Below are 7,079 nucleotides of genomic sequence, written 5' to 3'. Positions count from 1 at the left end.
TGCTCGCGAAGGGGCCGGCACAGCCAATATCTTCAGAGACTGACACACCGCTATCGCGAGCAGGCTCGCTCCTACAGGGGATTTGTGGTGGCCGTCAGCTCGCGTGGGTGTTGAGGATGCTCGCCACCTGCTGCGGCTGGCAGTTCAGGTACGGCGACGACTTCAGCCAGCGCTGATCCGGGTACCACGAAAACATGAACTGGCCATTCTTCAGGCGATCAATCACTTGCTTGGCAATCTGCGGTCGCACTGCCGGGCAGCCTTGGCTGCGGCCGATGCGTCCCTGTTTCTTGCTCCACAACGGATTCACATAACTGGCGGCGTGAATGACGATCGCGCGATCGCGGGCCATGTCATTGAAACCCGGCTCCAGACCGTCCATGCGCAGCGAATAACCGTGGGTGCCACTGTAGCTTTCCTGCGTGCGGAACAGGCCAAGGCTCGACTGGTAACTGCCTTCGACATTGGAAAACTGCGTAGCGAAGTTTTCCCCGGAGTTGGAACCATGAGCAACCAGGTCACGCAGCACCAGTTTCTTTTTGTTGAGGTCGAAGATCCACAGACGGCGTTCGGTGGACGGCTGCGAATAGTCGATGATCGCCAGGTGACGCGACGGTTTCGCACCGCTGTTGACCGCGCATTGCATGGCGTTCAGGGCACCTTTCAGCGCCTGGGGATTGAGTTCTGGCGCGGCGTGCGCGAGGCTGGTGTAGAGAACCGGCGATGGTTTGCCGGCGGCAAAAACGGGACTGGACACGGCGACAAGGGTCGCGGTGGTCAACAGAAGTCGGCGCAAAAACGTCAACATTTTATAAAGTGTCCTCACTTGCTACTTATTTGGCACTTTGGCTCCTGACTCCCAGTCAATACCGGCAAGCCCGTTGATCGAGCCTGACTGTTCAGCGCACCTGATGTAAGGTTGGCCATCATCTAGACGGCCATGGATTGGAGTAAAGCAGTTGTTCAAAAAGTACGCATGCTACTTGAGCATTTGTTTGCTCGCTGCGCCGTTTGTCGCTTGTGCCGATGAACCGCTGCCGCCGCTGGAAACACTGCCGACGCCACCGGCAGAAATGCCGGTCGAGCCGCAAAGTCCGTTGCAGGCGGTTTTGGTCAGTCTGGCGCAGTCATGCCCGGCGATTGCCGCGCATCTCAATGGCCCGGCGCTGACGCAATTGCAGGCCTTCTACCAGCAGCAGGACTGGATGCCGGTGTGGGCCGGTGACTCGGCACGATTGCCGGCCTTGCAGGCGCAATTGCAACTGTTAGCCGACGATGGCCTCAATCCTAAACGCTACCCGATCGCGACCACCGTGCCGCAGGATGGCGAGTTGTGTGCCGACATCGACATCAGCCGCAACTACCTCCAGGCCCTGCAGGATCTGCATTACGGAAGCCTGTTGCAATCGCACTTCGAACCGCTGTGGCATGCCGACGCCACCCCACGCGACCGTCAGGCGGAATTGTTGGCCATCGCGGTACCGGGCATGCACGACATTCCCGCCGCGTTCGATCTGGCCCGGCCGCGTCTGGCGCAATATCAGGACCTGCGTCAGCTCTACGCCGCGCAACGGCTTAAAGCCTTGCCGCAATGGCAGTCGGTGGGCAGCGGGCCGCTGTTGCGCCCGGCCATGGAAGACAAACGCGTGCCGGAACTGGCCCAGCGTCTTTACAACGAAGGTTATCTGACTCAGATCATTGGTACGCCCGGCAATGCTTATGACGGCGTGCTGGTCGACGCGGTGAAGAGTTTTCAGGCCAACCACTCGCTGCAGGCTGACGGTGTCGTCGGGCCGGGAACGATTGCCGAACTCAACATCAGTCCGCTGAGCCGCCGCGAACAACTGCGGGTCAACCTCGAGCGTTTCCGCTGGATGGCCCAGGATCTGGAGCCCAATGGCTTGCTGGTCAACGTCGCCGCTGCCGAGCTGACGCTGTATCAGGGCGGTGTTCCGGTGTGGCAAACGCGTACTCAGGTCGGCCGCGCCGAACGCCAGACACCGCTGCTGAAATCGCGGGTGACACGCCTGACCCTGAACCCGACGTGGACCGTGCCGCCGACCATCTGGAAAGAAGACAAGCTGCCGGAAATCCGCAAGGACCAGACCTTCCTCAGCCGGCAGAACCTGCAAGTGCTCGACGCCAACGGGCAGCCGCTGGCGGCGGCGGACATCGATTGGGATAACCCCGGCAACATCATGCTGCGTCAGGACGCCGGGCCGCGTAATCCGTTGGGGCAAATGGTCATCCGCTTCCCCAACCCGTTCTCGGTGTACCTGCACGACACACCAAGTAAGGCGCTGTTCGAAAAAGGTCCGCGCGCCTTCAGCTCCGGCTGCGTGCGGGTCGAGCACCCGATGCAATTGCGTGATCTGCTGCTCACCCCGGCGGAAAAGGCCCGCACCGAGACCTTGCTTGCTACCGGCACCACCCACGAATTTCGCTTGTCGGAACCGGTGCCGATCCTGATGACTTACTGGACGGCACAGGTCGACAGCAGTGGCCGCGTGCGTTACTCACCGGACATCTACAGTCGCGACAGCGCATTGCTGGTGGGGCTTGATCGAGCGCATTGAGCCTCAGCGGGTGCTTCGGTTCCAGAACACCCGCGCCAGCCAAGCATCGACACTCAACTTGCCAGCCCCGGCGAACACCAGTGGCAGTAGCGCCGCCAGGTAAATTGCCGGCAGCTTGAAGTTGCCGAAGCCTTTGTTAGTGATCGCATACCCCTGCGCCAGCTCGCTCAGTGACGACCAGTCCGCGGGCCAGTGCACGGCGGCGGTCGCGACGACGGTGACCACGATCAGCGAAACCGCCGAAATTCGCGTGCCGAAGCCAAGCAGAATCGCCAGTGCGCAGATCAGTTCGGCCCACATCGACAGTTCCCAGTTCAACGTTGCCGGCAGGTGATCGAACGGGAAGGGGAATCGCTCCTGAATGTCTTCGAACCAGTTCTGCCCGTTGAATTTCTCCAGCCCGGATTCGAAGAATTCCCAGGCGATGAACAGGCGCAGCGTCAGAGGGGCGAGCCAGGTGCCGGCGCGGTCGAGGTTCAGGTGCAGGGTTTTGACGGCGGTTGAAAGGGTGGCGGTCATGATGCAGCTCCGGTGAGTTGAGTGAAATCGACCGGGGTATTTCAGCGTTGGGGTGTATCGGGGATGTGTCGGCGGGGTGGGGGATTGTGCTTTTGGTGTGTCTGCGGCTTCGGGGTATACAGAGCGATACAGTCAAAGGCCCCTCACCCTAACCCTCCCGAAACGTCGGACCGCCCAGAGGGAGAGGGGACTGACCGTGGGATATTGAAGAGGTACGCTGACGTGAACCTGTTTTGTTGAATCCATAATCGACTGGATTTTTCAGGTCGATGGATGACGTAAGACACCTCGGTCAGCTCCCTCTCCCTCCGGGAGAGGGCTGGGGTGAGGGTGACAAGGCTGGACGCGCCCCCAAAGCGCAGTCAGCATGGCCAAAAAAACGGACCACCTCCATGCGAAGACTTCCCTCACTGGCCGCTCTGCGCACCTTCGAATGCGCCGCCCGCCACGCGCATTTCGGCCGTGCAGCCGCCGAACTCTGTGTCACCGACAGCGCCGTCAGCCATCAGATCCGCCAGCTCGAAGAACAACTCGGCGTCTCACTGTTCATCCGCGAAGGTCGGCAAATCCGCCCGACCATCGCCGCCGGCCGCTTGATGCAAAGCCTGCAACAGGCCTTCGAACTGATCGGCGAGGCCTGCGATGAGCTGCGCGATCCATCGTCACTGGCAGTGCTCAGGCTGGCCGTCACCGCCGAACTCGCGCAGAAGTGGCTGATGAGTCGACTCACCGATTTCTACGCGCGTTATCCGCACATCACCTTGCACCTCTATGAACAACCGATCGATGCCACGGCGCCCGGCGAAGACATCGATCTGGCGATCACCTACGGCACCGGTCCGGTGGACAGCAGCGCCTACTTCGTCCGGCCGTTGCCCGCTCTGCAGTTTTTCCCGGTGTGCAGCCCCGGCCTGTTCAACCAGGGCACCTTGAAAACGCCGAAGGATCTGGCTCGCCACTGCCTGCTGCACGACGATCAGGACGGCAAGACCTGGACCGCTTGGCTGACCAGTCACGCCGGTGATCTGCGCCCGCAGCGTCAGTTGTATTTCGCCCACGCCGGGTTGGCGCTGGAAGCAGCGGCGCAAGGGCAGGGTGTGGCCATGGGCGACAACCTCACGGCGCAGGAAGATCTGCAAAGTGGTCGACTGGTGCGTCCCTTCGCATCGAGCATGACCGCGCTCGGCCAATATGCGTTGGTCTGCGAGCGGCTGCGGCTGGAGCGTCCGGCGGTGGCGCAGATGCTCGAATGGTTCAACGATCAACTGGCCGATTGATGAGTTGAATTCAACTGTTCCGTAATAATCATCGTTGGCAGGCGCAGTGCGCGCGCCCTTAGCCTGTGGTCATTCCAATCCCATCGCGAAGACGAGGTTTGACCATGGCACGTTTGCTCGACTCCACCCCCAAACACGACGGCTTTCGTCTGCCCGGCGAATTCGAAGCCAAATCCGGCTGCTGGCTGGGCTGGCCGGAGCGCACCGACGTCTGGCGCAACGGCGCAAAACCGGCGCAGAAAGTCTGGGTGCAGATCGTCACCGCGATCTCCCACAGCGAGCCGGTCACCGTCTGTGCCTCCGCCGCGCAATTCGCCACGGCCCGCCGGCAGTTGCCACCGCAGGTGCGCGTGGTCGAGATGACCTGCAATGACACTTGGTTTCGCGACAGCGGCCCGTGCTTTGTGGTCAACGACCAGAGCGGTGAAGTACGCGGCGTCGACTTCGAATTCAACGCCTATGGCGGCCTCGACGGTGGTCTCTATTACCCGTGGGACAAGGACGATCAGATCGCCAGCAAAATCCTCGAGATCGAGCGTTTCGACCGCTACCGCGCGCCATTGATTGCCGAGCTGGGCGGCATCCAGAGCGATGGCCAGGGCAGCATCCTCACCACCGAACAATGCCTGCTCAACCGCAATCGCAACCAGCATCTGGGCAAGGACGAAGTCACCCGACGCCTGACCGATTACCTCGGTGCCGAACAAGTGATCTGGCTGCCACGCGGCTGCAAGTTCGACGAAACCGATGGCCATGTCGATGACCTCGCCTGTTTCGTCCGTCCCGGCGAAGTGGTGCTGCAATGGACCGATAACCGCGACGATCCGCAGTGGGAAATCTACCAAGAGGCCTTCGACATCCTGCGCAGCACCCGCGACAGCCGTGGTCGTGAGCTGATCGTGCACAAATTGCCGCAACCGGATGTGCTCGAGTGGACCGCCGAAGAAGCCGAAGGCCTTGATCAGCAGGACAGCACTCACACCCGTCAGGCCGGCACGAAAATCTGCGCGTCGTACATCAACTACTACGCCGGCAACAGCTCGATCGTGGTGCCGCTGTTCGGTGATCGTAACGACAAGGTTGCCATGGCGACGCTGGCCGAACTGTTCCCGCAGCACAAGATAGTCGGCATCGAAAACTCCCGGGAAATCCTCCTTGGCGGCGGCAACGTTGCGTGCATCACCATGCCGCAATACGCCGGCAAAGGAGTGTAATCATGGGCCTGCACAAACTGACTCAAGCGTTATTGCTGGTGCTTGCACCCCTATGTGTGCAGGCCGCTGACTCCGCCAAGCCGGTGGTTAATCTGTACATATGGGGCGAGTATCTGGCGCCGGATACGCTGAAGAATTTCGAGGCGAAGACCGGTATTCATGTGGTCGCCGATCACTTCGATTCGCTGGAAACCGTCGAGACCAAATTGCTCACCGGGCGCAGCGGCTACGACCTCGTGTTGACCGCCGGGCAGCATCTGTCGCGGGCCATCGAAAGCGGCGCGATCCAGCCGCTGGACAAGGCCCGGGTGCCGCACTTTGCCGGGGTTGGCGAGGAGTTTCGCCAGCACATGGCGGTGTTCGATCCGGGCAATCGATATGCGGGGATTTACGCCTGGGGCACCACCGGTGTGGGCTATCAGGAACAGGCGATCAAGCAGCGTTTGCCCGATGCACCGACGGACAGTTGGGCGATGCTGTTCGATCCGGCAGTGGTTTCGAAACTCGCTGACTGCGGGGTGAGTCTGCTCAACGATCCCAACGAAGTATTTGCCGCCGTCATGAAGTACATGGGGCTGGACATCAATCGGCAAAATCTTGATGACTTGAAGCTCGCCGAGCAGCAACTGGCGAAGATCCGGCCGTACATTCGTTACTTCGATAACGACCTGAATATCAGCGATCTGGCCAACGGCAACACCTGCGTGGCGATGTCGTGGAATGGCAATGTGGCGATCGCGGCGGGGCAGGCTGAGGCGGCGAAGAAACCGTTCACGCTGAGTTACCGGATTCCGAAGGAGGGTACGTTGATCTGGTTTGATGCCATGGTCGTGCCCAAGGACGCGCCGCATCCACAGGCCGGGTTGGCGTTGATGGATTATTTGATGACGCCGCAGGTGATTGCGCCGATCACTGACACCATTCATTACGCCAACGCTATTACGGCGGCGGATGGTTTGGTCGATGCATCGATTCGCAATGATCCGGGGACGTATCCGTCCGCGCAGGTCAGGGCTTCGCTGTACAGCAAGAATGACAATGGCAAAGCGTTCAATCGGGCTTTGATTCGGGCGTTCAGCCGATTGAAGTCCGGGCTGTGAAAAGCTGACCCTCACCCCAGCCCTCTCCCAGAGGGAGAGGGGGCCGACCGAGGTGTCTTACGTTAAACATCGACCTGAAAAACCGAGTCGATTACGGATTCAGAGGTGCTATTTCAAGTCGACGTAAATCTCCAATATCACTCAGTTCCCTCTCCTTCCGGGAGAGGGCTAGGGTGAGGGCAGTCGATTATGGAATTGAGAAGTCTTGGCAATCATGGATTCGCAGACGCTATTTCAAGTCGGCGTAGATCTCCAATCTCCCCCAATCAGTCCCCTCTACCTCTGGGAGAGGGTTAGGGTGAGGGCAGTCGATTATGGAATTGAGAAGTCTTGGCAATCATGGATTCACAGACGTTATTTCAAGTCGGCGTAAATCCCCAATCTCCCCCAATC

The 7,079-nt window shown here is 60.2% G+C and carries 6 protein-coding genes; 4 read left to right on the top strand and 2 right to left on the bottom strand.

Going from position 1 to position 7,079, the window contains the following annotated elements:
• Positions 1 to 94 precede the first annotated feature (94 nt).
• The gene (locus BMY54_RS29455; RefSeq protein WP_093442598.1) at positions 95 to 808 is read right to left on the bottom strand and encodes a murein L,D-transpeptidase catalytic domain family protein; all 714 of its coding nucleotides are present in this window, start codon (positions 806 to 808) and stop codon (positions 95 to 97) included.
• A gap of 151 nt (positions 809 to 959) precedes the next feature.
• Here BMY54_RS29455 and BMY54_RS29450 point away from each other — a divergent pair, with 151 nt between their 5' ends.
• Positions 960 to 2,576 carry a L,D-transpeptidase family protein gene (locus BMY54_RS29450; RefSeq protein WP_093442595.1) on the top strand — a complete coding sequence of 539 codons (1,617 nt, stop codon included), beginning with the start codon at positions 960 to 962 and terminating at the stop codon, positions 2,574 to 2,576.
• 3 nt (positions 2,577 to 2,579) lie between these two features.
• On the opposite strand, the gene BMY54_RS29445 is transcribed toward BMY54_RS29450, so the two are convergent.
• Positions 2,580 to 3,095 carry an HvfX family Cu-binding RiPP maturation protein gene (locus BMY54_RS29445; RefSeq protein WP_093442592.1) on the bottom strand — a complete coding sequence of 172 codons (516 nt, stop codon included), beginning with the start codon at positions 3,093 to 3,095 and terminating at the stop codon, positions 2,580 to 2,582.
• A gap of 392 nt (positions 3,096 to 3,487) precedes the next feature.
• Here BMY54_RS29445 and BMY54_RS29440 point away from each other — a divergent pair, with 392 nt between their 5' ends.
• The 3 genes from BMY54_RS29440 (at position 3,488) to BMY54_RS29430 (ending at position 6,686) form a co-directional block, all read left to right on the top strand.
• Positions 3,488 to 4,372, top strand: a complete 885-nt coding sequence (locus BMY54_RS29440) for a LysR substrate-binding domain-containing protein (RefSeq protein WP_093442589.1) — start codon at positions 3,488 to 3,490, stop codon at positions 4,370 to 4,372.
• 104 nt (positions 4,373 to 4,476) lie between these two features.
• Positions 4,477 to 5,586 carry an agmatine deiminase gene (aguA, locus tag BMY54_RS29435; protein WP_093442586.1) on the top strand — a complete coding sequence of 370 codons (1,110 nt, stop codon included), beginning with the start codon at positions 4,477 to 4,479 and terminating at the stop codon, positions 5,584 to 5,586.
• A gap of 2 nt (positions 5,587 to 5,588) precedes the next feature.
• Positions 5,589 to 6,686 (top strand): extracellular solute-binding protein, encoded by a 1,098-nt coding sequence (locus BMY54_RS29430; protein ID WP_093442583.1) that lies wholly within the window; start codon positions 5,589 to 5,591, stop codon positions 6,684 to 6,686.
• Positions 6,687 to 7,079 lie beyond the last annotated feature (393 nt).

The organism is Pseudomonas sp. ok266, from assembly GCF_900110195.1.
GTDB classification, from domain to species: domain Bacteria; phylum Pseudomonadota; class Gammaproteobacteria; order Pseudomonadales; family Pseudomonadaceae; genus Aquipseudomonas; species Aquipseudomonas neuropathica.
Note: the sequence above shows the minus strand (reverse complement) of the source record. Positions and strands in the feature narration are given on the sequence as shown.

Bases quoted from the DNA above. Each gene is read 5' to 3' on its own strand.
- BMY54_RS29440 (WP_093442589.1), top strand. From the start codon at position 3,488: ATGCGAAGACTTCCCTCACTGGCCGCTCTGCGCACCTTCGAATGCGCC.
- aguA (WP_093442586.1), top strand. From the start codon at position 4,477: ATGGCACGTTTGCTCGACTCCACCCCCAAACACGACGGCTTTCGTCTG.
- BMY54_RS29430 (WP_093442583.1), top strand. From the start codon at position 5,589: ATGGGCCTGCACAAACTGACTCAAGCGTTATTGCTGGTGCTTGCACCC.
- BMY54_RS29455 (WP_093442598.1), bottom strand. From the start codon at position 808: ATGTTGACGTTTTTGCGCCGACTTCTGTTGACCACCGCGACCCTTGTC.
- BMY54_RS29445 (WP_093442592.1), bottom strand. From the start codon at position 3,095: ATGACCGCCACCCTTTCAACCGCCGTCAAAACCCTGCACCTGAACCTC.